The sequence below is a fragment of the Micromonospora ureilytica genome, assembly GCF_015751765.1.
Classification (GTDB): domain Bacteria; phylum Actinomycetota; class Actinomycetes; order Mycobacteriales; family Micromonosporaceae; genus Micromonospora; species Micromonospora ureilytica.
Window position 1 is genome coordinate 5052959 of sequence record NZ_JADOTX010000001.1, and the last position, 21165, is coordinate 5074123.

22 protein-coding genes are annotated in these 21165 nt (G+C 71.3%); 12 read left to right on the plus strand and 10 right to left on the minus strand.

The window, feature by feature from the left end; translation table 11 throughout:
- Window positions 1-53: 53 nt before the first annotated feature.
- Complete coding sequence (ligD, locus tag IW248_RS23035) at window positions 54-968, minus strand: non-homologous end-joining DNA ligase (RefSeq protein ID WP_196928655.1); 915 nt, start codon at window positions 966-968, stop codon at window positions 54-56.
- Window positions 958-1899, minus strand: a complete 942-nt coding sequence (ligD, locus tag IW248_RS23040; protein ID WP_196928656.1) for a non-homologous end-joining DNA ligase — start codon at window positions 1897-1899, stop codon at window positions 958-960. Before ligD (IW248_RS23040) ends, ligD (IW248_RS23035) begins: the two co-directional genes overlap by 11 nt.
- An 85-nt stretch (window positions 1900-1984) precedes the next feature.
- On the opposite strand from ligD (IW248_RS23040), the gene ku reads away from it, so the two are divergent.
- From ku to IW248_RS23070, 6 genes are all read left to right on the plus strand, one after another.
- Entirely contained in the window at window positions 1985-3013 is a 1029-nt protein-coding gene (gene ku / locus IW248_RS23045; protein ID WP_196928657.1) for a non-homologous end joining protein Ku, read from the plus strand.
- A 72-nt stretch (window positions 3014-3085) separates the two neighbouring features.
- A complete protein-coding gene (locus IW248_RS23050; RefSeq protein ID WP_124816470.1) occupies window positions 3086-3724 on the plus strand; it encodes a DUF4241 domain-containing protein in 639 nt (212 codons plus the stop codon).
- Between the two features lie 146 nt (window positions 3725-3870).
- Window positions 3871-4542, plus strand: a complete 672-nt coding sequence (locus IW248_RS23055) for an FKBP-type peptidyl-prolyl cis-trans isomerase (protein ID WP_196928658.1) — start codon at window positions 3871-3873, stop codon at window positions 4540-4542.
- Between the two features lie 190 nt (window positions 4543-4732).
- Window positions 4733-5560, plus strand: coding sequence for an SCO6745 family protein (locus tag IW248_RS23060; RefSeq protein ID WP_196930322.1), 828 nt, complete (start codon window positions 4733-4735; stop codon window positions 5558-5560).
- A 32-nt stretch (window positions 5561-5592) separates the two neighbouring features.
- Complete coding sequence (locus IW248_RS23065) at window positions 5593-6246, plus strand: HAD family hydrolase (RefSeq protein WP_196928659.1); 654 nt, start codon at window positions 5593-5595, stop codon at window positions 6244-6246.
- Window positions 6247-6274: 28 nt separating this feature from the next.
- Window positions 6275-7285, plus strand: a complete 1011-nt coding sequence (locus tag IW248_RS23070; RefSeq protein WP_196928660.1) for an NADPH:quinone reductase — start codon at window positions 6275-6277, stop codon at window positions 7283-7285.
- Between the two features lie 179 nt (window positions 7286-7464).
- Here IW248_RS23070 and IW248_RS23075 read toward each other — a convergent pair whose 3' ends face one another.
- A complete protein-coding gene (locus tag IW248_RS23075; RefSeq protein ID WP_196930323.1) occupies window positions 7465-9099 on the minus strand; it encodes a fatty acid--CoA ligase in 1635 nt (544 codons plus the stop codon).
- Window positions 9100-9170: 71 nt separating this feature from the next.
- Here IW248_RS23075 and IW248_RS23080 point away from each other — a divergent pair, with 71 nt between their 5' ends.
- Complete coding sequence (locus IW248_RS23080; RefSeq protein ID WP_196928661.1) at window positions 9171-9662, plus strand: NUDIX domain-containing protein; 492 nt, start codon at window positions 9171-9173, stop codon at window positions 9660-9662.
- 15 nt (window positions 9663-9677) lie between these two features.
- On the opposite strand, the gene IW248_RS23085 is transcribed toward IW248_RS23080, so the two are convergent.
- Window positions 9678-10712, minus strand: coding sequence for an aldo/keto reductase (locus IW248_RS23085; protein WP_196928662.1), 1035 nt, complete (start codon window positions 10710-10712; stop codon window positions 9678-9680).
- A 125-nt stretch (window positions 10713-10837) separates the two neighbouring features.
- On the opposite strand from IW248_RS23085, the gene IW248_RS23090 reads away from it, so the two are divergent.
- A complete protein-coding gene (locus IW248_RS23090; RefSeq protein ID WP_196928663.1) occupies window positions 10838-11470 on the plus strand; it encodes a TetR/AcrR family transcriptional regulator in 633 nt (210 codons plus the stop codon).
- Between the two features lie 67 nt (window positions 11471-11537).
- Here IW248_RS23090 and IW248_RS23095 read toward each other — a convergent pair whose 3' ends face one another.
- Window positions 11538-13214: an MDR family MFS transporter gene (locus IW248_RS23095; protein ID WP_196928664.1), complete on the minus strand. Its 1677-nt coding sequence runs from the start codon at window positions 13212-13214 to the stop codon at window positions 11538-11540.
- Window positions 13215-13367: 153 nt separating this feature from the next.
- Entirely contained in the window at window positions 13368-13910 is a 543-nt protein-coding gene (locus tag IW248_RS23100) for a type 1 glutamine amidotransferase domain-containing protein (protein WP_196928665.1), read from the minus strand.
- 154 nt (window positions 13911-14064) lie between these two features.
- Between IW248_RS23100 and rfaE2 the strand changes: the two genes are divergently transcribed.
- On the plus strand, window positions 14065-15891 hold the full coding sequence (gene rfaE2 / locus IW248_RS23105) for a D-glycero-beta-D-manno-heptose 1-phosphate adenylyltransferase (protein ID WP_196928666.1): 1827 nt from the start codon (window positions 14065-14067) through the stop codon (window positions 15889-15891).
- Window positions 15888-16766: a glycosyltransferase family 2 protein gene (locus IW248_RS23110; RefSeq protein ID WP_196928667.1), complete on the plus strand. Its 879-nt coding sequence runs from the start codon at window positions 15888-15890 to the stop codon at window positions 16764-16766. The genes rfaE2 and IW248_RS23110 overlap by 4 nt, the downstream gene beginning before the upstream one ends.
- Before the next feature lies 1 nt (window position 16767).
- Here IW248_RS23110 and IW248_RS23115 read toward each other — a convergent pair whose 3' ends face one another.
- The 3 genes from IW248_RS23115 to IW248_RS23125 are packed head-to-tail and all read right to left on the minus strand — an operon-like array spanning window position 16768 to window position 18937.
- Window positions 16768-17874 carry a glycosyltransferase family 9 protein gene (locus tag IW248_RS23115; protein WP_196928668.1) on the minus strand — a complete coding sequence of 369 codons (1107 nt, stop codon included), beginning with the start codon at window positions 17872-17874 and terminating at the stop codon, window positions 16768-16770.
- An 8-nt stretch (window positions 17875-17882) separates the two neighbouring features.
- Window positions 17883-18434, minus strand: coding sequence for an Hsp20/alpha crystallin family protein (locus IW248_RS23120; protein WP_196928669.1), 552 nt, complete (start codon window positions 18432-18434; stop codon window positions 17883-17885).
- Window positions 18434-18937: a DUF2231 domain-containing protein gene (locus IW248_RS23125; RefSeq protein ID WP_124816362.1), complete on the minus strand. Its 504-nt coding sequence runs from the start codon at window positions 18935-18937 to the stop codon at window positions 18434-18436. The genes IW248_RS23120 and IW248_RS23125 overlap by 1 nt, the downstream gene beginning before the upstream one ends.
- A gap of 166 nt (window positions 18938-19103) precedes the next feature.
- On the opposite strand from IW248_RS23125, the gene IW248_RS23130 reads away from it, so the two are divergent.
- A complete protein-coding gene (locus IW248_RS23130; RefSeq protein ID WP_196928670.1) occupies window positions 19104-19721 on the plus strand; it encodes a pyridoxamine 5'-phosphate oxidase family protein in 618 nt (205 codons plus the stop codon).
- Window positions 19722-19756: 35 nt separating this feature from the next.
- Here the strand turns inward: IW248_RS23130 and IW248_RS23135 are convergent, their stop codons facing one another.
- The gene (locus IW248_RS23135; RefSeq protein ID WP_307788166.1) at window positions 19757-20311 is read right to left on the minus strand and encodes a DUF4240 domain-containing protein; all 555 of its coding nucleotides are present in this window, start codon (window positions 20309-20311) and stop codon (window positions 19757-19759) included.
- Between the two features lie 110 nt (window positions 20312-20421).
- Here IW248_RS23135 and IW248_RS23140 point away from each other — a divergent pair, with 110 nt between their 5' ends.
- Entirely contained in the window at window positions 20422-21066 is a 645-nt protein-coding gene (locus IW248_RS23140) for a class I SAM-dependent methyltransferase (protein ID WP_124816358.1), read from the plus strand.
- The last annotated feature ends 99 nt before the right edge of the window (window positions 21067-21165 follow it).

Below are 21165 nucleotides of genomic sequence, written 5' to 3' on the forward strand. Positions count from 1 at the left end.
GGTAGCCGACTCGGCCCGGCGTCCACCGACGTGGACGCCGGGCCGCGCACCCGTCAGCGGGTGGGCAGTTCCGGGCCGCCGTCGAGCAGGGGGGCGAGCAGGTCGTCGTACTCCTCGACCCGGGCCAGGACCTCGGCGGCGGTGAACTGGCGGACGGCCGGTTTCCGGCCGCGCGCGCCGGCCTCGACCTCGTCCCAGGTCAGCGGCGTCGACACCGACGGCACCGACTGGGCTCGCAGCGAGTACGGCGCCACTGTGGTCTTCGCCGCGTTGTTCTGACTCCAGTCGATGAAGACCTTGCCCGGCCGGAGGTTCTTCGCCATCTTCGACACGATCAGCTTCGGGTGGGCCTGCTCCAACTCCTGGGCGATCCGCCGGGCGTAGTCGGAGACGAGATCCGACGACTGGGTGCCGGCGATCGGGCAGCAGAGCTGCATGCCCTTCTTGCCGGAGGTCTTCGGGTACGACTCGATGCCGTCGTCGGCGAGGCGGTCGCGCATCAGGACCGCCACGGGGCAACACTCGGCGAGCCCGGCCGGCGGCCCCGGGTCCAGGTCGACGACCATCATGTCCGGGTCCTGGCCGACCTTCCACTGCGGTGTGTGCAGCTCCAGCGCGGCCAGGTTCGCCAGCCAGACCAGGGTGGGCAGGTCGTCGGCGACCACGTAGTCGATGGTCTCCCGGCCCTTCGTCGACCCGGGCGCGGGCAGATTCTCCACCCGCACCCAGTCCGGGGTCGCGGCCGGCTTGTTCTTCTCGAAGAACGACTTGTCGTCCACCCCGTTGGGGAAGCGGATCCGGGTGACCGGTCGGTCCCGCAGGTGCGGCAGCAGCACCGGGGAGATCCGGGTGTAGTAGTCGATCACCTCACCCTTGGTGAACCCGGCCGCCGGGTAGAGCACCTTGTCCAGGTTGGACAGCTCCAGCGCACGGCCCTCGACGTCCACCCGTAGCCGCTCAGTCGGCATCGTCGACCTCCTCCGGAGGCTTGTCCGGGCGCAGCCGCAGCACCCGGGGGAAGCGCAGCCGGCCGTCGGGGGTGCGCTGGCCGTACTTCACCTCCACCACCACCAGGGGTTCTACCCAGATGGCACCCCGCGCATCCTCGCGTGGCACACCCGGCGCGAACGGTGACACGCCGGAGCGCAGCGGCTCCAGCTCGGCGAGGAGCTGCCGCTCGATGGCCGCGCCGATCCCGCCACCGACCCGACCCCGGTAGATCAACCGACCGTCCGGGCCGGGGACCCCGACCAGCAGCCCGCCGATCCGGCGCGCGCCCGGTCGCCAACCGCCGATGACGAAGTCGCCGGTCACCTCCAGCTTGACCTTCACCCAGTCCGGCGAGCGCACCCCCGGGCGGTAGACGGCCCCGACCCGCTTGGCCATCACACCCTCCAGGCCGTGCTCCCCGGCCGCCTCGTAGGTCGCCGGCCCGTCGTTGAACGTCGGCGGCACCGCCCACCGGAGGCCACCGAGCGCGAGCGCGTCCAGCGCCTCCCGGCGGCGCTCGTACGGCCAGCCGGTCAGGTCGTCGCCGTTCAACCGGAGCAGGTCGAAGATCATGTACGTCACCGGCATGACCGCGGCCAACCGGGCCGCCTTGTTCCGGTCCCGTACGTGCATCCGCTCGGCCAGCGCGGTGAACGACGGCTGCCCGCCCTGGCCGAGCAGCACCACCTCGCCGTCGAGCAGCGCGTCGTCGACCTGCTCGGGCAGTGTGGCCAGCTCCGGGTACGCGGCGGTGATCTCCACGCCGGAACGGGCATACAGGTGCTGGCCGCCGCCGGAGATGTCGGCCAGGGCGCGGACGCCGTCCCACTTGAACTCGTAGGCCCAGCCGTCACCCGCCGGGAGCGGCCCGGTCATCGCGAGCATCGGCTTGAGCGGCGCGCCGGGCACGACCCGACTGTAGTAGCAGCCCGAACACCTCGCGTCAGGTTCTTTCGGATGCGAGCATGGTCGAGACCGGGGAAGGGAGCGCAGGATGCGTGCCATCTGGAAGGGAGCCGTGTCGTTCGGGCTCGTCTCGATCGGGGTGAAGCTCTACTCCGCCACCGAGGAGAAGGACATTCGGTTCCACCAGGTGCACCGCGAGGACGGCGGTCGGATCCGCTACAAGCGCACCTGCTCGGTCTGCGGCGAAGAGGTCACCTACGACGACATCGCCAAGGGCTACGACATCGGCGGTGGCGAGATGGTGATCCTCACCGACGAGGACTTCGCCGACCTGCCGTTGACCAGCTCCCGTGCCATCGACGTGCTGGAGTTCGTGCCGGCCGAGCAGGTCGACCCGATCCTCTACAACAAGGCGTACTTTCTCGAGCCGGAGGGCGCGGCGACCAAGCCGTACGTGCTGCTGCGCGACGCGCTGATCGACTCGGAGCGGGTCGCCATCGTCAAGGTGGCGCTGCGCCAGCGGGAGCAGCTGGCCACGCTGCGGGTCCGCGAGGGTGTGCTGCTGCTCAACACCATGCTCTGGCCGGACGAGATCCGTACCCCGGACTTCGGCTTCCTCGACGAGGACCTCAAGGTGCGCCCGCCGGAGCTGGCCATGGCCAGCTCACTTATCGACTCGATGACCGGCGAGTTCGAGCCGGACGTCTTCACCGACGACTACCGGGCCGCGTTGCAGGAGGTCATCGACGCCAAGGTGGAGGGTCGGGAGGTCGTCCAGCCGGAGGAGGTCGAGGAGGCCCCGGCCGCGGCGGTGGACCTGATGGCCGCGTTGAAGGCCTCGGTGGAGCGCGCCAAGGCGGCTCGCGGCGAGCAGCCCGCCCGCAGTGGTGGTGGCGGCGGCGAGCCGACGCCCATCTCGTCGGCCCGGTCGGCGCAGAAGGCAGCCGAGAAGAAGGCGGCCAAGGCACCCGCGAAGAAGACAGCTGCGAAGAAGACGGCCGAGAAGAAGACGGCCGAGCCGGCGAAGAAGACCGCCGCCAAGAAGGCAGCCGCGAAGAAGGCGGAGCCGGCGAAGAAGACCGCCGCGCGCAAGACCGCACCCCGCAAGAGCGCCTGACGTACGGCAGCGGCGGCGGTGTCCGCCGGGCCGGGTACGCTCCGCCGGCCGCTGGCGACCGGAGGAGCCCCCATGCCGTACACCCCTGATCTGGACCGGTTACTGACGCCCGGCGCCCGTTTCACCGACGAGCACGGCGGATACGTGATCGAGGTTCACCCGGTGGGCGACATCGTGTTGCCGACCGGCCGCGTGGTCGGGTGTGACCCGCTGGTGTGCCCGGAGGCGGAGCCGTTCACGGTGACCGTGCCGCCGGGGCGGCATCCCGCCCGCGCCTGGGTGGCGGTGGTGCTCCGGGAGGACGCCGAGGTGGACCGACGGGTCGCCGCGTTGGAGCTGGTCGTCTCCGCCGAGCCGACGATCCGTTGGGAGCCGGCCGTCGCGGGTGACCAGGACGTCGCCACGCTCGGCGCGGACGACTACTTCGGGTACGGGGTGGACGCCGGTGTCGGCACCTTCGCCGACCCGACCGCGCTCGCCGTCCTGGAGGGCTGGGACTCCGACCGGGTCGAGGAGGTGTTCATCCCGACCGAGCTGCCCTCGTCCCCGGTTCCGGGGCTGATCAGCGCCGTGTTGGACGAGGCCAGCGGCGCCAACGTCGTCACCGTGGCCACGGGTTGGGGCGACGGCTGCTACGGCACCTGGATCGGTCGTGCCGCCGATGGCCGGGTCACCTCGTTCGTGACCGACTTCATGGTCGTCCCGGAATAGGCGCCCGGGAAGACCCCGGAACTGTCGCGCTGGGCGATCCGAGGCGTCCGCGGCCGGCACGGTAGGCCGCGGTGCGGGTACCGTGTGCGTCGGCTTTCCCCCCGGCACCGGGTGCCGGCCACACTTCGCAGCAGGGAGTCGACGACGTGAGCGAGCGGACGCAGCAGAAGGGCCCGGACCAGAGCCCGGCAACCAAGTCGGGGCGCCGCCTGGCCGCCCAGTTGGCGGAGAAGAAGGCCGCCGACGCGAGGCGCAAGCGCAACGCGTGGGCCAGCGGCCTCGCCGCCGTCGCCGTGGTCGGGGTGCTGATCGGCGTCTTCGTGACGATCGGCGGGGGCGACGACAAGCCCAAGACGCAGGCCGACGCGACCCCGTCCGCCTCTGCCCCGGCCCCCGACGAGGCCGGCGCGCCGCCCGCTCCGCAGCTGCCCGAGGGCGCCGACCCGGCGCTGGGTAGCAAGCCGACGGTGGCGCCCGGCACGGGTGACCTCAAGAAGCTCACGGTCACCCCGCTGATCAAGGGCACCGGCCCGGCCGTGCAGAAGGGCCAGAACATCACCACCAACTACGTGGGGGTGTTCTACAAGGACGGCAAGGAGTTCGACTCCTCCTGGAAGGCCGGGCAGCCGGCGACCTTCCCGATCGGCGTCGGCCAGGTCATCCCCGGCTGGGACCAGGGCCTGGTCGGTGTGACGGTGGGCAGCCGGGTGCAGCTCGACATTCCGGGCGAGCTGGCGTACGGCAACGAAGCGGCCGCCGGCGATGGACGTCCGACCGGCCCGCTGCGCTTCGTGGTGGACGTGCTCGCCGCCCAGTGACCTGTCCGGGTCGTCCCGGTTGCCGCCGGGTCGCGATGGAGTTGTTCACATGGGGCTTCCGGCCCGTCACCCAGCGGCAGTAGGTTCGGCGTCACCCCGGGCGGTTCGCCGCCCGGGGTGAGCATCCGGAACCCGGGACGCGGAGGTGCATGTGACGGCGCTGGACGAGCCTGGGCGGACCGCCCGGTCGATGTGGGCGTACTTCGAGCCGGTGCACGCGGTCACCTACCTCCACCCCCGGGCCCGTGCCGCGTACGAGGCGGTCGGGCTGCGCGGCTACTGGCGTGGTTACTTCGCCGGCCGGGCCGCGCCGCTGGGAGCCACCGAGGCGGCCCCGGTGATCGCCGCCTTCTTCAACTTCGCGCCGCCGATGGTGGCCCGCGCGTTGCCGGCGGTGTGGCGGTTGGCCACCCCGCAGGAGGCGTTGCGCGCCCGCCTGACCGGTGCCGTGCAGGCGCTCGCCGAGCTGACCTACGAGCTGCCCGAGTCGCACCTGGTGGAGGCCGCCGACCTGCTGGAGCGGGCCGCCTCGGCGGCGCAGACCGCCGGCCGGGTGCTCGCCGCGGTCAACGCGGCGCTCCCGGTCGGGGAGTACCCTCTCGCGCGGCTCTGGCAGGCCGCCACCACGCTGCGCGAACACCGGGGCGACGGGCACGTGGCGGCGCTGGTGGCCGCCGGCCTGGACCCGGTGGAGACGCTTACCGGGCGGGTCGCGCTCGACGGTTCGCCGCCGCAGTACCTGCTGGGTCGGGGCTGGTCCGAGGAGCAGTGGCACGCCGCCCGCGAGCGGCTCACCCAGCGGGGCTGGTTGACCGGGGACGGCGCGGCCACCGACCACGCCCGGGCCGCGTTCCAGGCCGTCGAGGACGCCACCGACCGGGCCGCCGCACATCCGTGGCAGGCGCTCGGCTCCCAGGACACGGACCGGCTCCAAGAGCTGCTGGAGCCGATCGCCCGGGCCGGCCACACCCTGCTCCCCGAGGACAGCCCGCTCGGCCTGCCCGCGCTGCCCGGCTGACCGGGCGCCCATCCGTCGGGCAGGATGGGCCCGTGACGGATGCGGTGGTATTCGACCTGGACGGCGTGATCGTGGATTCCGAGCCGGTGTGGGAGGAGGTCCGTCGGGCGTACGTGGCGGCGCACGGCGGGACGTGGCAGCCGGACACGCAACGCCGACTGATGGGGATGAGCACCGGCGAGTGGGCCCACTACCTCAGCGGAGAGCTGGGCGTCGGCCGCACCGCCGAGCAGGTCGCCGTCGAGGTGGTCGAGGAGATGACCCGACGCTACCGGGACCACGTACCCCTCATCGACGGTGCCGACCAGGTCGTACGCCGGCTGGCCGCGCGGTGGCCGCTCGGGTTGGCCAGTTCGTCGCCGACCCGGCTGATCGAGGCGGCGCTGGCGGCGACCGGTCTGACCGACGCGTTCGGCGCGACCCTCTCCACCGAGCAGACCGAGCGGGGCAAGCCCGCGCCGGACGTGTACCTGAGCGTGGCGCGGCGCCTCGGCGTCGACCCGACCCGCTGTGTGGCGGTGGAGGACTCGTCCAACGGGGTGCGCTCCGCCGCGGCGGCGGGGATGCGGGTGGTGGCGGTGCCGCACGGCTCGTACCCGCTCGATCCGGACGCCGCCGGGCTGGCCGTGGTGACGCTGAAGGCGATCGGTGAGCTGACCCCCGAGCTGGTGGACGAGCTGGGTTGACTGGAGTCGAGCCGGGTAGAGACCACGGATGAAGGCCATCGTGTACGAGCGCAACGGCGACCCTTCGGTGCTCGATCTGGTCGACCGGCCGGTGCCGGAGCCGGGTGCGGGCGAGGTCCTGGTGCGGATGGCGGTCTCCGGGGTCAACCCGACCGACTGGAAGTCCCGCCGCAACTCCCCGCCGGACGGGTGGCAGATCCCCGGGCAGGACGGCGCGGGGGTGGTCGAGGCGGTCGGCGAGGGGGTCGACCCCGACCTGATCGGTGAGCGGGTGTGGGTCTGGGAGGCCGCCTGGCAGCGACAGTGGGGCACGACGGCGGAGTACACGCTGGTGCCGGTCCGGCAGGCGGTACGCCTCGGCCCCGCTCCGTTCGAGCTGGGCGCAGCCCTGGGCATCCCGTTCCTCACCGCGCACCGTTGTCTGACCGCCGGCGAGTTCATGCCGGACACGCTGCGGGCCGGCGCGTTGGCGGATCACACGGTGCTGGTGCAGGGCGGCGCGGGCGCGGTCGGCAACGCAGCGATCCAGCTCGCCCGTTGGGCCGACGCCACGGTGATCGCCACTGTGAGCAGTGCGGAGAAGGCGCAGCTCGCGGCGTCGGCCGGCGCCTCCTTTGTGATCAACTATCGGGAGCAGGACGTGGTCGAGGAGGTCCACAAGATCGCCCCCGACGGGGTCCACACGATCGTGGAGGTCTCTCCCGCCCGCAACGCCTCGACCGACGTGCAGGTGCTGCGGCACGGTGGCGCGGTCTGCATGTACGCCGACAACGGCGGGGCCGAGGTGAGCATCCCGATTCGGGCGATGATGGCGCCGAACGCCCGCTGGCAGTTCGTGCTGGTCTACACGGAGCCGAAGGCGGCCAAGGCGCAGGGCGTGAAGGACGTGGCGGCGGCGGCCAGTCAGGGCGGCATCCGGGTGGGCGCGGACGCCGGCCTGCCGCTGCACTACTACCCCCTGGCCGAGGCAGCCGCGGCGCACCAGGCGGTGGAGGACTCGACGGTGGGCAAGGTGCTCATCATGACCAGCGACGCCTGATCGGGTCGCTGACCACCTGATTTCCCCATCAGCAGGACAGAAGCGAATAACCTTCGCAACAATGACTGTGTGCGGGTCACCCCGCGTGGAGCGGGCGGCCCCGGCGCGGTGCGAACGCCGGGGCCGCCCCTGGGGAGGGTTGTTCTTTCGCCCAATAGGCGACGGGGCTCAGGAGAACGTTACGGGGCGGTCAGCTCCCGGACAGTCAGCTCGCCCTCGGCGTACCGCGAACGAACGACCTTCTTGTCGAACTTGCCCACGCTCGTCTTCGGCACCGTGTCGATGAACGCCCAGCGCTCGGGCAGCTGCCAGCGCGCCACCGACCCGGCCAGGAAGTCCCGTAACTCCTCGGCGGTCACCGACGCGCCCTCCCGGAGCACCACTGTGGCCAGCGGGCGTTCGTCCCACCGCTCGTCCGGGACACCCACCACGCACGCCTCCAGCACCGCCGGGTGGGCCATCAGCGCGTTCTCCAGCTCCACCGACGAAATCCACTCACCACCGGACTTGATCACGTCCTTGGCGCGGTCGGTCAGCGTGATGTACCCGTCCGGCGAGAGGGTGCCCACGTCGCCGGTGCGCAGCCAGCCGTCGCGGAACTTCTCCTCGTCCGGGGCGTCGTCACCGACGTACCTGGCGGTCACCCACGGCCCCCGGACCTCCAGCTCGCCCACGGCCTTGCCATCGGCGGGCATCGGGTCGCCCGACGGGCCGACAATCCGTGCCTGCACGCCCGCCGGCACCCGCCCCTGGGTGTAGCGGTAGCGCCACGCCTGCTCACCTGTCGCACCGGCGGGCGGCCGCGAGACCGACCCCAGCGGGGACATCTCGGTCATCCCCCAGGCATGGATGACATCGATTCCGTGCCGCTCGTCGAACGCGTGCATCAGCGCTGGCGGGCACGCGGAGCCGCCGACGATCACCTCACCGAGCGAGGAGGTGTCCACGTCGTGGGTGTCCAGGTAGGCCAGCAGATCGGTCCAGATGGTCGGCACCGCGCCGGCCAGGGTGGGCCGCTCGGCGGCGATCATCTCGGCGATCGGCGCGGCCTGGAGGAACCGGTCCGGCATGATCAGCGACGCGCCGGAGAGGAAGGCCGCGTACGGCAGGCCCCACGACATCGCGTGGAACATCGGCACGATGGCCAACTCGCGGTCGGTCGGCCCGAGACCGAAACCCTCAGGCATGCAGACCTGCAACGAGTGCAGATAGATCGACCGGTGCGAGTAGGCCACACCCTTCGGGTTGCCTGTGGTGCCCGACGTGTAGCAGAGCGCCGCGGCGTCACGCTCGTCGACCTCGGGCCAGTCGTACGTGTCGGGCCGGTCGGCGAGCAACGCGTCCCAGTGGTGCACAGTGATCCGGTCGCCGGCAGCCGCCACCAGCGGCGCCGGGTCGCCGCCGCCGACCACCACGACGTGCCGCACCGTGGTCAGCTCACCGATCACGCGGGCCAGCAGCGGGAGCAGCGTGCTGTCGACGAGCACCACACGGTCCTCGGCGTGATTGGCGATGTAGACGACCTGGTCGGGGAAGAGCCGGATGTTGAGCGTGTGCAGCACCGCACCCATGCTCGGCACCGCGAAGTAGGCGACCAGGTGCTCGTTGTTGTTCCACATGAAGGTGGCGACCCGCTCGTCGCCGCTCACCCCACACTCGTCGCGTAGCGCGTGTGCCAGCCGGGCGGCGGCACGACCGACCTCGGCGTACGTCATCCGGCGGGGTTCGGCGCCCGTCCAGGTGACCACCTCGGCCGTGCCGTGCACCAGTGCGCCGTGGTCGAGGATCCGGGAGATCTGCAGGGGGGCGCCCATCATCGTGCTACGCATGGGTAACAAGCTAGTGTCGCCGGTCACACGTTGGGAACCCCCGTAAGTTGGCGCAGGTGAGCATCTCCTGGGCCGACTCGTACGTGGGGCAGTTACGCGCGCTCGCCGGGGACCGGACGCTGATGTTCGTCGGCGCCCGAGCCGTGGTCAACGACGACGCTGGACGCATTCTGCTGATCAAACGCTCGGACAACGGCCAGTGGGCCATGCCGGCCGGCGCGATGGAGCTGGGCGAGTCGATCGCCGACTGCGCGGTGCGCGAGGTCCGTGAGGAGACCGGGCTGCGCGCGCTGCGGGTCTGCGCGTTCGCCCTCTACACCGGCCCGGACCGGACGAGCACCAACATGTACGGCCACACGTACCAGGTGTTCACGACGGCGTTCAAGGTGGAGGAGTGGGACGGGCAGTTGGCCCGGGTCACCGACGAGACCACCGACGCCGGCTTCTTCGCCCGCGACCGGTTCCCCGTCCCACTCTCCACCTCGGTCATCGAGACCCTTGCCGACCTGGACGTCTTCGACCAGACCAACAGGCTCATCCTCAAGTAGGTCGGCCGGGCCGCGTTACTGCGGGTAGCGCATCCCGGCGAAGAACCCTTCCTGGATCCAGTTCGGGTACGCGACGGGCAGCTTGGTGGCCTCGTCCAGCGCGGTGAGATCCTCCGCGGTCAGCGTGAGGTCCGAGGCGGCGATGTTGTCGACCAACTGCTCGTGCTTGCGGGCACCGACGATCACGCTGGTCACGGCCGGCCGGGACAGCAGCCAGGCGACCGCCGCCCGGGCCGGGCTGACCTCGTGCCGCTCGGCCACGCCCTTGAGCACGTCGACCACCCCGAAGGCGTGCTCCGGGTCGAACGGCGTGAAGCTGGCGTAGCCGGGCTGGGCGCTACGCGCGCCGCTGTCGGCGACGGCGCCGTCCCGGCTGACCTTGCCGGAGAGGAAACCACCGGCGAGCGGGCTCCAGACGGTCAGCCCGACACCCTCGTTGAGCGCCATCGGCACCACGTCGCGTTCCACGTCCCGGCCCAGCAGCGAGTAGTACTCCTGCACCGAGACGAACCCGGCCAGGTTCTCCCGGGCAGAGATGCCCAGTGCCTTGGAGATCTGCCAGGCGGCGAAGTTGGCGGCGCCGATGTAGCGGACCTTGCCCTGCCGGACCGCGTCGTCGAGCGCGCGCAGCATCTCCTCCATCGGGGTGACCTGGTCGAAGTTGTGGATCTGGTACAGGTCGATGTGATCGGTGCCCAACCGGCGCAGGCTGTCCTCCAGGTTCTGCATGATGTGCAGCCGGGAGGTGCCGACGTCGTTCGGGCCGGGGCCCGTCCGGGAGTGCACCTTCGTCGCCAGCACGACGTCGCGACGCCGCTTGCCGAGCGCCTGGCCGAGCAGTTCCTCGCTCTCGCCGTCGCTGTAGCCGTCGGCGGTGTCGACGAAGTTGACGCCCGCGTCCAGCGCGGTGTCCACCAGTCGCTGCACCTCGGGCAGCGCCAGCCCACCGAGGGTGCCCCAGAGCGGGTGCCCCTTGCCACCGAAGGTCATCGCGCCGAGCGAGATCTCCGAGACGTACACCCCGGTGTTGCCCAGCAGTCGGTACTTCACGTGTGTTGCTCCTCGTGGTGGGTCGGAGGCCGAGGTCAGGCGCTCCGTGGTCACTATGTCGGACACTGTGTCCGGCAACGAGCGTACGTCGCCCACCCGACCCCCTGCCACCTAGGATTCCGGCTATGCCCTCGATCACCCGCCGCCGCCCGCGCAACCCCGACGGACGTGCGGCAGTCGAAGCGCGGGTGCTGGCGGCCACCGAACGGCTCCTGAAGGAGGGGATCCGCTTCACGGACCTCGGCGTCCAGCGGATCGCCGCCGAGGCCGGCGTGGCGCGGTCGACCTTCTACACCCACTTCCGGGACAAGACCGAACTGCTCATGCGCCTCGCCGGCACCATGCGGGAGAGCTCGTTCGACCGCACCGGCGGCTGGGACCCGGGCGGGCCCGGCGATCCACTCGCACGGCTGACCGAGGTCTTCGCCGACGTGATCCGGATATACCGGACGTACGCCCCGGTACTGGCCGCGGTCAGCGAGGTCGCCGCCTACGACGAGGCGGTCCGGGAGTACTGGGCGTCCGGGCTGGAGCAGTTCGTGGCCCGCACCGTGGACGCGCTCCGGATCGAGCAGCAGGCCGGGCGTACCCCCGCCGACCTGGACGTGACGGCGGCCAGCCGGCTGATCGTGGTCGGCGGCGACCGCTTCCTGGCCGACCACGTCAGCACGACCTCGGCCGACCCCGAGACCGACGCGGCGGCCGCCCGGGAGTTGGCCGCTACCTGGTGGTACGGCGTCTACCGCCGTCCCGCCTAAGGACCGACGGCCCGGCCGACCGACACCGACCGCCCCGGAGCCGTCCGGGGCGGTCGGGTCGAGACGCTCAGATCATCGTCTGGGACTTGGCCTCCATGTCGGCGGCCGCCTCCTCCTTGGATTCCCGGGTCAACGGCTTACCGCCCGGCGCCGGAGCCTCGCCGCCGAGCGGGTCGGCACCACCGGTGGCGCCCTTCGGGCCGGCACCCCGCAGCTGCGTGTTGGGCAGCGCCAGGGTGACCACCACCGCCACGATCGCGATCAGACCGGCGGTCAGGAAGACCATGTCCAGCGCGTCGACGAAGGCGCCCTGGATGGCCGCGCGCACCGGCCCCGGCAGGGCCAGGATGGTCGCCGGATCGTTGATCGAGATGTTGGCGCCGCCACTCGCCGCCACCGCGGCCTGCTCCTGCGGCGGAAGCTGCGCGATCGCGCCGGGCAACCGATCGGCGAGCCCGCCGGTCAGCCGGGACGAGAGCACCGTGCCGAGAATCGCCACCCCGAACGAACCGCCCAGCGACCGGAAGAAGGTCGCCGAGGAGGTGCCGGCACCCAGGTCGCGTACGGAGACCGCGTTCTGCACCGCCAGGATCAGCGACTGCATGCACAGACCCAGCCCGACGCCGATCACCACCATGAACCCGAACGCGACCCAGAGCGAGGTGGCCACCTCCAACTGGGTGAAGAGGAACATGCCGACCAGGAGGGTCACCGAACCGGCCACCGGGAACCACTTGTAGCGGCCGATCCGGGTCATGGCGCGGCCGGTCAGGATCGAGGTGATGATGATGCCGGCCATCATCGGCAGCATCAGCAGACCACTGCGGGTCGGCGAGGCGCCCTTCACGATCTGCAGGTACAGCGGAATGAAGATGATCGAACCGAACATCACCAGACCGATGATGAGCAGCGCCGAGTTGGCCAGCGCGAAGGTGGCGCTGCGGAACAGGCGCAGCGGCAGGATCGGCTCGGCCACCCGGGCCTCCTGGAGGACGAAGAGGACCCCCAGCACCGCGCCGACCACGAAGAGCGTGATGATCACGCCGGAGCCCCAGGCGTACTCGTTGCCACCCCAGCTCAACGCGAGCAGCAGCGAACTCACCCCGGCCACCAGCAGGCCGGCGCCGAGCCAGTCGATCGAGTGGTCCCGACGTTCGAACGGGATCAGCCGCATCACGTGGTAGCAGACGACGATCGCCAGGATCGCCAGCGGCACGTTGATGTAGAAGATCCACCGCCAGTCGGTCTCCGCGAAGTAACCGCCCACCAGCGGCCCGGCGACCGACGAGATCCCGAAGACCGCGCCGAACAGGCCCTGGTAGCGACCGCGCTCCCGGGGCGACACCACGTCCGAGATGATGGTGAACGCGAGCGTCAGCAGACCACCGGCGCCGAGACCCTGGATACCCCGGGTGACGATCAACTGGGTCATGTTCTGCGACAGCCCGGCCAACAACGACCCGACCAGGAACGTGCCGATCGAGAAGAGGAAGACCGGTCGGCGGCCGTACAGGTCGGCCATCTTGCCGTAGAGCGGCGTCGACGCGGTCGAGGCGAGCAGGTACGCGGTGACCACCCACGAGTAGTGGTTGATTCCGCCCAGCTCGCCCACGATGGTCGGCAGCGCCGTGCCGACGATGGTCTGGTCGAGTGCGGCCAGCAGCATGCCGGTCATCAGGCCGAACATGAGCAGTCGGATCTGCTGACGGTTCAGCACCGGCGCGTCTGAGGCTTCGGTGGTCATGTGCCCTTCTATCCGTCGAGCAGCAGAACATGCGCCGAACCCCCAAAAAACAACCCCCACCGAACCCCCCTAGAGCGCGTTGATCATGAAGTTATTGCCACCGCGCGCGGCGTGTCGTGGCAATAACTTCATGATCAACCGGGGTTTGTGGGGTTAGGGGGTGGTGAAGGTTTTGGTGATTTCTGCGCAGAAGGCGGGGAGGTCGTCGGGCTTGCGGCTGCTGGTCAGGTTGCCGTCCGTCACGCACTCCTCGTCCACCCAGGTGGCGCCGGCGTTGGTCAGGTCGGTACGGAGGGTGGGCCAGGAGGTGATCCGCCGGCCACGCACCACGTCCGCCTCGATGAGCGTCCACGGGCCGTGACAGATCACCCCGACCGGCTTGCCCGCGTCGAAGAACGCCTTCACGAACCGCACCGCGTCCTGGTCGCCCCGCAGGAAGTCCGGGTTCGCCACCCCTCCGGGCAGCACCAGTGCGTCGTAGCCGGCCGCGTCGGCCTTGTCGACTGTCACGTCCACGTCGTACGTCTTGGAGTGGTCCAGGTGGTTGAAGGACTGGATCGAACCGGGCTTCAGCGAGACCAACTCGGCCGTCGCGCCGGCGTTCTCGACCGCCTCGCGCGGCTGGACGTACTCGACCTCCTCGACACCGTCGGCGGCCAGGAAGGCGATCCGCTTGCCCTGCAATGTCGCTGCCATCTCGGTACATCTCCTTTCCGGGGTACCTCAATTCCCTTCCCGACTCCGAACGTCCGAAACGGCCCAGCCGAGCACGAAGGGCACGCCGGTGACGTAGCCGCAGGTCAGACACCGCGCAGGTTTGTCCGCCAGGCCGCTGGGGACCCGGGGAGGCATGGCAGGAGCAGCAGCGGAACAGCGCCGGCTCGCCACCGTCGTGGAGAGCTGGCTCGGACGCCCAGTCCTGATCGTCGGTGACGCCATGTTGGACGAATGGCGGTTCGCCGACTCCGACCGGCTCTGCCGGGAGGCGCCCGCACCGGTCCTCACCCTGCGTCGGCGCATCTCCGCCGCCGGTGGGGCCGCGAACACCGCGGTGAACGTCGCCGCCCTCGGCGGCCGGGCGGTGCTGGTGGCACCGGTCGGCGCCGACGTCGCCGGGGACGAACTGCACGACTGCCTGGACCGCGCGAGCGTCTGGGACCGCACCGTCAACGTGCCTGGGCGGCCCACCCCGGTGAAGCGGCGAATGTTGGCCGGCAACCAGATCCTGCTGCGTGAGGACTCCGGAGACCCGGAGGACGCCCTGGACCACGACGGGGTGTCCCGGCTGCTCACCGCCCTGAGCTGCGCGACCGAGGAGTTGCGCGCCGCAGCCGGCGGGGAGGCGCCGACCCTGGTGGTCTGCGACTACGGCCTGGGCGCGCTGCCCGCGCCGGTCCGCGCGTGGCTGGTCGAGAACCGCCACCGGTACGCCACCGTCGCGCTGGACGCCCATGACCTGGCCGACTGGCGGGGCCTCGCGCCGACAGTGGTCACCCCCAGCTTCGCCGAGGCGACCCGACTGTTGGCCCGGGCGGGCGGTACGACCCGACCGACTGGCGGAACCGAACTGCACCTGGAACACCCGGACGGCGACCCGGCCGACGGGCCCTCGGAGATGACCGCGGGCGCGGCCCCGGGCGCGGTACGCGCCGACGACGTCACCGCCCCGGAGCCGGCACAGGACCGCAGTCCCGGGCCGGTCGGTGAGCCCACCCCTGGCGAGGGACGGGTGGCTCTCACCGGCGACGGGCTCAGCGTCACCGGCACCGGCGTCACAGTGAACACCCGGGCCGGAGAGGGCGTCGACCGGGCCGTCCTGGCCGAGTCGCGGCTGGCCGAACTGCGTGCGCACACCGGCGCAGACGTGGTCGCGGTGACCCTGGACACCGAGGGCGCGGTGGTCGGCGGCGCCGACGGGGAGCCACGACGCAGCCACAGCACCCCGGTGCCGGCGAGCCACGCCGTGGGTGCCGGCGACGCGTACCTGGCGGCGATGACGTTGGCCCTGGCCGCCGACGCGCCCCTGCCCACCGCAGCCCAACTGGCCCAGCTGGCGGCCACCATCACCGTCTCGGACACCGGCACCTGCGTGTGCCGGCGGGACGACCTGCTCGCCGCGCTCGACCAGCCGACCGACACGACGAGTCACCCCGCGCTTGTCGGCGGCGACGAGTTGGACGCGATCGTCGCCGAGTACCGCGAGGCGGGACGGTCAGTGGTCTTCACCAACGGCTGCTTCGACGTGCTGCACCGCGGGCACGTGCGCTACCTGGAGCAGGCCAGCGCGTTGGGCGACCTGCTCATCGTGGCGGTCAACTCCGACGACAGCGTACGACGGCTGAAGGGCCCGGACCGGCCGGTCAACCCGGTCGAGGACCGCGGCGCCCTGCTGGCCGCGCTCGCCTGCGTGGACCACGTGGTGGTCTTCGAGGAGGACTCACCCGCCGCGCTGATCGAGGCGGTCCGACCCGACGTGTACGTCAAGGGCGGCGACTATCCGCCGGAGCTGGTGCCGGAGGCGCCGCTGGTGCGCCGGCTGGGCGGTCAGGTGCGCACCCTGGGGTACGTGCCGGACCGGTCCACCTCCGCGATCATCGAGCGGATCCGGTCACACAGCCAGGACCCGTCGCCACACATCAACGACCCGTCGCTCAGCTCCCGCACCCAGGCGTCGTGAACCGCCCCCTCGACCCCGGCGCCCCGGAGGGGTTCCGCGCCGACCGGCTGGTCGACGTGCTGATTCCGACCCGGAACCGGCCCGCCGAGCTGGCCGTCACCCTGGGCGGGCTCGCCGCCCAGGACGGCGTACCCGGCTTCGGCGTGGTCGTCAGCGATCAGTCCGACGGGGATCCGGCGTACGCGCATCCCGCCGCGGCCACAATGGTCCGGGCGCTGCGCCACCGGGGTCACCCGGTGCTGCTCACCCGCCGGCTGCCCCGGCGAGGGTTGGCCGAACACCGCGCGTACCTGCTCGCCGCCTCGGCCGCCCGGTACGTCCTCAGCCTCGACGACGACATCTGGCTGGAACCGGGTGCGCTGCACCGACTGGTCACCGCGATCGGTGAGCTGGGCTGCGGGTTCGTCGGCAACGGCGTGCACGGGCTCTCGTACACCGATGACGTGCGGCCGGAATCGCACGGCCACTACGAGGAGTGGGTGGGCACGCCCACACCTGAGCGGATCCGCCCCGACACCCCGGAGTGGAACCGGGCCCAGATCCACTCGGCCGCCAACCTGCTGCACATCACCGAGCAGTTGGCGCTGCCGCCGGGTGCGTGGCGGGCGTACAAGGTTTCCTGGATCGGCGGGTGCGTGCTCTACGACCGGGCCAAACTCGTCGACGCCGGTGGCTTCGACTTCTGGCGTCGGGTGCAGGAGAAGCACCAGGGCGAGGACGTGGCCGCGCAGCTCGCCGTGTTGTCCCGCTACGGCGGCGCGGGCATCCTGCCCAGCGGCGCGTACCACCTGGAGTCCCCCACCACCGTCACCGACCGGGACGTGGAGGCGTGGGAGGTCGTCCTCGCCGACGAGGACACCCCGCAGCCGGCCTGAACTACGGGGTGAGCAACTCCCGGGCGGCTTCCAGCACCTCGATCACCGGAACGTCGGTGACGAACGAGTCCCGGTGCGGGCACTCACCGTCGCCGGGCCGGTGCGGATAGATGCCCGGTGTGCAGTCGACAGCGCAGACCGGGCAGTGCACGGTCCAGGAGCTGATCGGCCGGTGCCGGCCCCGCAGCGGGCTGGCCCCGTTGATCAGGTTGCCGACCCAGAAGATGCCCACCGTTGGCGTACCCACCGCCGCCGCCACGTGCAGCGGGCCGGTGTCGTTCGAGACGACCAACGCGCAGTCGGCGTAGCAACCCAGCAGCCCGCCGAGGCTGAGCGTGCCCACCTGCGGTCGCACCGGCACCCCGGCCGCCGCGACGACCCGGTCCACCACCTCCTGCTCGGAGGGCGTGCCGGTGACCAGCACCTCGTAGCCGTCCTCGTGCAGCGCGCGGGCCACCTCGGCGAAGCGCTCGGCGGGCCACCGACGGCGGGTGTCGGTGGCGCCCGGATGCAACGCCACCCGGGGGCGGCCCGCCGGGCCGAGCACCTGGGCGGCCTCGGCCCGGTCGGCGTCGGTCACCGCCAGCATCGGCGTGATGGTGGTGGCCGGTGCTCCCACCAGCGCCACCACCTCCAGGTAGCGGATCACCTCGTGCTGGTAGTAGACGTAGCGGAGCCACCGGTCCAGCGGCGGCGCGTCGTCGGCGCGCAGGCCGACGGTCAACCGGGCGCCAAGCCGACTGATCAGCGGGTTGGAATTGGCGCCCCCACCGTGGATCTGCACCGCCACGTCGAATTCCGCACCGGTGGCAGCGGCCAGGAAGTCGTCCATCGACGACTCCGGCTCGCCCGCATCCGCGGTACGGATGCCGGGCGTCGGTGGCACCACCAGCACCCGGTCCACCGGGCCGGGCCGGTCGCGCCAGAGCTTCGCGTGCCACGGCGCACCGAGCAACACGATCTCCGCCGAGGGGTACGCGCCGCGCAGCGCGTCCAGCGCGGGCAAGGCGAAGATGAAGTCACCGAGCGCGTTGGCGCGCAGCACGGCGATCCGCCGCACGTCGGGAAGGCGCTCGGCGGTCGGGCCGAGCACGGACGGGGTGACCATGCGGCCCGCTACGGCCGGTCGATCTCGCCGGCGGTGTCCGGGCGGTGCAGCTCCCGGTCCGCGGCGGGATCGGCAGGCATCGGCGTACCCGTGGAGACGTCGCCGGAGCGCGGCCCGGTGCGGCCCACAGTGATGGTGCGCGGCGTGGGCCGCGTCGCCCGAGGTAGACGGACCCGGAGCAGACCGTGGTCCATCACCGCGTCGATGGCGTCCGGCTCGACCCGCGACGGCAGATTGACCCGGTACTCGAAACCGCGCGTCTCGAAGCCGCCGGGTATGCCCTGGTCCGCGTTGACCTCCGCCTCCGAGCGGGCCCGCACGCACAACTCGAGGTCGTCCAACTCGACGGCCACCTCCTCCGGCGCCACCCCGGGCAGCCGGACGACCACCTCCCAGCCGTCCGAGGTCTCGGTCAACTCGACGTCGGACGCCCCGCCGCGACCACCGACCAGGCGACTCAACTCGGAGCGCAGCGACTGCAACTCCCCCATCGGGTCCCAGCCCTGCTGCCGGTTGCCGCGCCACCCCCGGCCGAAACCGCCAAACTGCTGTTCGCTCATCACACCTCTCCGATCCGCTGGGTGGCCGCCGGCGGCCGTAGCGAGCTGGGCGCGTCCAGGCCGGCGTCGCTGTCGACGCCCACACCGAGCCGATCGACCAGCTCACCGCCGAGCCAGGCGCTGATGCCGAGAATCGCCACCGCGACCACCTCGATGGCGACCAGTGCCCCACCGGCGGCCCGGGAATCCGCGTTGAGCCGGACGGCCCACACGGCGGCGAAGAGCAGGATCACCGCGACGTTGGCGCCCGCGTGCAGCAGACCCACCCGCTTGGCTCGGGTGCCGGTCGGAATCGCCAACAGGTCGAACGAGCCGGCCGCCGCGGCGAGCAGGCCACCGATCAGGCCGACTGTGATGTTCCAGTACGCGACCTCGCCGAGGAAGTCCGGACCACCCACGGTGTCCACCACGTCGAACAGCACCGCCGTGGCCAGCAGCGCGACCGGGAACATCACCAGCATCGGATGGACTGGGTGACCCAGCACCTTGAGTCGGCTCTCCATCTCCCGGCCTCCACTGGTCGGCGTCCTGCGAAACGGTCTCGTTTGCGGCGGCGCGTCGCGTGAGGCCGTACCCCCGGCAACCATGCACAAACCTCGCGCTGGTCACGGCGGCCTAGGCTGACGACGGTGGTGCCCGCCACCGGGTCAACGGCTGAGGGAGGACAACGTGACGGTGGAGATCACCTCGCACGAGGAGTTGCGCGAGCTGCTCGGCGTACCGCACGCTCGTGCCGCCAACAAGGAACGCACCCGCCTGCACGAGCGCGACCGCGAGTGGCTCGGCGCCTCGCCGTTCTGTCTGCTCGCCACGGCCGGCGCAGACGGCAGCTGCGACGTCTCCCCCAAGGGCGACCCCGCCGGATTCGCCCTGGTGCTGGACGACACGACCATCGCCCTGCCCGAGCGGCCCGGCAACAAGCGGGCCGACGGCTACCGCAACATCCTCGACAACCCGCACGTCGGGATGCTCTTCCTGATCCCCGGGCGGACCGACACGCTACGGATCAACGGACGGGCCCGCCTGGTCAGCGACGCGCCCTGGTTCGACGACATGGTGGTCAAGGGGCACCGGCCGGTGCTCGCCGTGGTGGTGGAGATCGAGCAGATCTTCTACCACTGCGCGAAGGCGTTCCTGCGGTCCGCGCTGTGGCGGCCAGAGACCTGGCAGCCCGAGGCGCTGCCGACCCGGGCACGCCTGATCAAGGAGGTCGAGGCACCGACGGAGAGCCTCGAAGACCTGGAACGGCACTACGGCCCGGAGTACGCCAAGAAGATCTACGTCTGATCCTGGTCCTCGTCGCGCGAGCCGCGTGATGCCGGTCAGGCCGACCAGCCGGCCGGGTTGCCGAACGACTCCCGGGAGATCCCGGAACCGGTATCCGGCCACGAACCGAACCGGTCGTTGTGCAGGTGCGCGAAGAAGTAGCACATGGCTTCGCAGTCGGCGTCCAGCAGAGCCATCGCGGGGTCGGCGAGGACCGCCTCGTAGTACGCCCGGCCCAGGGCCACGATGAAACCTCGGCAGTAGAGGAAGCCGTCGTCCGACCCGTCGGTCACCTCGTGGATGTCCTCCCGATCGAGGTCGTGCAGCTTGCGCTCCACCACCCGGTCGAGATCGGTCAGCTCCTGCCCCGTCAACTCGACGGTCAGCTGCCCGAGGCGGTCCAGGAAAGGATCAAGCCAGGCGTCGATCGCGGAGGACGGGCCGTCATCGTCATCGCCGTGGTCATTGGTGGGGTCGCGCTCGACGAGGGCCTGCCGCAGCGCCAAGGGTTCAGCGCCCAACTCGGCCCAGGCCGCCTCGATGAGTGCCCACAGCCGGGCCTCGTCGGCGGGGGTGGGCAGCGTCCCGGGGGCATCGGTGGTCACGGTCACCGGCGGACCATATCGACCACCGCCGACACTTTCGCCACCTCCGCAGACCACCAGATTCGCCGAACCTCCACATCGGCCGGTCGCCGTGTCGCTGCTCTAGCGTTGGCGTCGTGGACGATGACGGCTGGTTGGCAGAAACCCGTACCTCCTACGACACGGTCGCGGTCAGCTACGCGCGCCTGGTACATGACCTCTTGGCGGGGGCACCGCACGAACGAGCCGCTCTGGCGTCGTTCGCGGAGCTGGTGCAGGGTGCCGGCGGCGGGCCGGTCGCGGACGTCGGCTGCGGACCGGGGCGAATCACCGCCCACCTGCACACGCTCGGCGTCGACGCCTTCGGGATCGATCTCTCGCCCGGGATGATCGACGTGGCCCGCCGTGATCACCCAGAACTGAGGTTCGAGGTCGGTTCGATGACCGACCTCGATCTGGCCGATGGCTCGGTCGCCGGCCTGATCGCCTGGTACTCCCTCATCCACATCCCCGACGACCAGATCGGCGCGGTGTTCGCGCACTTCCGGCGAGTGGTGCGTCCCGGTGGGCCCCTGCTGCTCGGCTTCCACGTGGGCGACGAGACGACAGTGAAGACGGAGGGCTACGGCGGCCACCCGATGAACGTGCACGTCCATCGTCGGCAGCCAGCCCAGGTGGCGGCCTGGCTGCGCCGGTACGGGTTCACAGTCGACTCGCAGACCACTGTCACCTCGGCGGAGAGCCGGCTCGGCGGGATCATCGTCGGACGACGGGAGCCCTGAGCGGCGCCGCACTTGCGGAGACATCGCCGGGGCGGCGACCCACTGTCAAACGTGACGAGCCCTTTGCGATGGGTGGCCCCGGGTGGGCGGGTCCTTCAA

Bases quoted from the DNA above. Each gene is read 5' to 3' on its own strand.
- IW248_RS23060 (WP_196930322.1), top strand. From the start codon at position 4,733: ATGTGGGCGTACTTCGAGCCGGTGCACGCGGTCACCTACCTCCACCCC.
- IW248_RS23095 (WP_196928664.1), bottom strand. From the start codon at position 13,214: ATGACCACCGAAGCCTCAGACGCGCCGGTGCTGAACCGTCAGCAGATC.
- IW248_RS23100 (WP_196928665.1), bottom strand. From the start codon at position 13,910: ATGGCAGCGACATTGCAGGGCAAGCGGATCGCCTTCCTGGCCGCCGAC.
- IW248_RS23115 (WP_196928668.1), bottom strand. From the start codon at position 17,874: ATGGTCACCCCGTCCGTGCTCGGCCCGACCGCCGAGCGCCTTCCCGAC.
- ligD (WP_196928655.1), bottom strand. From the start codon at position 968: ATGCCGACTGAGCGGCTACGGGTGGACGTCGAGGGCCGTGCGCTGGAG.
- IW248_RS23075 (WP_196930323.1), bottom strand. From the start codon at position 9,099: ATGGGCGCCCCCCTGCAGATCTCCCGGATCCTCGACCACGGCGCACTG.
- ku (WP_196928657.1), top strand. From the start codon at position 1,985: ATGCGTGCCATCTGGAAGGGAGCCGTGTCGTTCGGGCTCGTCTCGATC.
- IW248_RS23050 (WP_124816470.1), top strand. From the start codon at position 3,086: ATGCCGTACACCCCTGATCTGGACCGGTTACTGACGCCCGGCGCCCGT.
- IW248_RS23125 (WP_124816362.1), bottom strand. From the start codon at position 18,937: ATGGAGAGCCGACTCAAGGTGCTGGGTCACCCAGTCCATCCGATGCTG.
- IW248_RS23120 (WP_196928669.1), bottom strand. From the start codon at position 18,434: ATGAGCGAACAGCAGTTTGGCGGTTTCGGCCGGGGGTGGCGCGGCAAC.
- IW248_RS23090 (WP_196928663.1), top strand. From the start codon at position 10,838: ATGCCCTCGATCACCCGCCGCCGCCCGCGCAACCCCGACGGACGTGCG.
- IW248_RS23070 (WP_196928660.1), top strand. From the start codon at position 6,275: ATGAAGGCCATCGTGTACGAGCGCAACGGCGACCCTTCGGTGCTCGAT.
- rfaE2 (WP_196928666.1), top strand. From the start codon at position 14,065: ATGGCAGGAGCAGCAGCGGAACAGCGCCGGCTCGCCACCGTCGTGGAG.